Here is a 1,675-nt window from a genome sequence, read left to right on the forward strand (position 1 = left end):
TTCGGCAAAGGTAAGCTGGCTCATGCAGTAGTCCGGTTGAAATGGGTGTTCGCAGGATTATCTCAAATTCTGGAGGTTGTGCAGACCTTCCCTAGGTACATTCGTACTACTCCCTGTTCAAATCACAACTAAGACGCAACAAGCGCTGTCCGTGATATTTCTAGAGCGACACCTAGCGGTATCTCGCAGACAGGCGGTGTCGTGATCTCGCTCCGCTCAAAGTAATAATTAAGGATGAAGGGAGACTTCTCATGCCATTTAAAAAGATTAAAAACACCCTGGCCCTGAGCGTTGCGCTCGCGGCCTCTAGCGCGGGACACGCGCAAACCGCTCCTCTGCCACTGGACGCATTGACGGGCCTGTTGGGCAGTATTCCCGGCCTTAGCGCCCTGCCCCTGGATTCACTGGGTGGCGGCGGACTGCCAGGGCTTGACGGCTTGCCCGACGGCGGCCTCCCCGGGCTCGATTCTCTCGGTGGTGCCCCGGGCTTAGACGCCCTGTCACCCTTATTTGACGCCCTCGCCGGCCTCGGCGGTGGCGGCGCGCCGAGCCTGCCCGGTCTGGACGCTCTGCCTATTCCCGGCATGGGCGGCGGTAGCGGCGGCGCACCCGGACTGGACGCCTTAGCACCCTTGTTTGATGCCCTCGCTGGTCTTGGCGGTGGCGGCGCGCCAAGCCTGCCCGGCTTAGACGCTCTGCCTATTCCCGGCATGGGCGGCGGTAGCGGCGGCGCACCCGGACTGGATGCCCTGGCACCCTTGTTTGATGCCCTCGCTGGTCTCGGTGGTGGCGGCGCGCCAAGCATTCCCGGTTTAGACGCTCTGCCTATCCCCGGCATGGGCGGCGGTAGCGGCGGCGCACCCGGACTGGATGCCCTGGCACCGTTGTTTGATGCCCTCGCCGGCCTCGGCGGTGGCGGCGCACCAAGCATTCCCGGTTTAGATGCTCTGCCTATCCCCGGCATGGGCGGTGGTAGCGGCGGCGCACCCGGACTGGACGCCTTAGCACCGTTGTTTGATGCCCTCGCTGGTCTTGGCGGTGGCGGCGCACCAAGCATTCCTGGCTTAGATGCCCTGCCTATTCCCGGCATGGACGGTGGTAGTGGCGGCGCACCCGGGCTGGACGCTTTGGCACCCTTGTTTGATGCCCTCGCTGGCCTCGGCGGTGGCGGCGCACCGAGCATTCCTGGCTTAGATGCTCTGCCTATTCCGGGCATGGGCGGCGGTAGCGGTGGCATCCCACCCCAGTTCCAAGGCTTTGTTGATTACTTTAGCCCAGCGAAGATCGAGAGCATTGTCGTTGCCCTGCAGGACTTTGGTACCGCAATCGCTGCTGATCCGCAGTCATTAGCGGGCTTTCAGGACACCTTGGGGCCAGATTTGGTATTCACGCTGATTCCGGTGGTAGGTGTAATGGCCGACGACCCAGCCTCTGTACCGGCTTACTTTACTGAAGGCGGGACTTTGCTGAATCCGCAAATCACATTGTTGCCACCCATTCCGTTCATTACTGCGGAATTGGCAATGTAAGTTGTACTTGTTCGTCCTCCAGACGTACGAGATTTGCGCGGCTTAAGCCGCGCTTTTTTTTGGTTCTTCGTAAATTCAGGTGGGTAGGTTGCAAAAACAGGCGGGTTATCGGTTGATAGTAATCGACCAAAACCACCAGCAACCGA

Annotated in this window: 1 protein-coding gene; it reads left to right on the top strand. The window is 60.6% G+C overall.

Annotated features, from left to right (window positions below; all coding sequences use genetic code 11):
* Nucleotides 1–251 precede the first annotated feature (251 nt).
* Nucleotides 252–1,529 carry a hypothetical protein gene (locus tag HNR64_RS16965; protein ID WP_204997565.1) on the top strand — a complete coding sequence of 426 codons (1,278 nt, stop codon included), beginning with the start codon at nt 252–254 and terminating at the stop codon, nt 1,527–1,529.
* Nucleotides 1,530–1,675 lie beyond the last annotated feature (146 nt).

Source organism: Spongiibacter marinus, assembly GCF_016906995.1.
GTDB lineage: Bacteria > Pseudomonadota > Gammaproteobacteria > Pseudomonadales > Spongiibacteraceae > Spongiibacter > Spongiibacter marinus.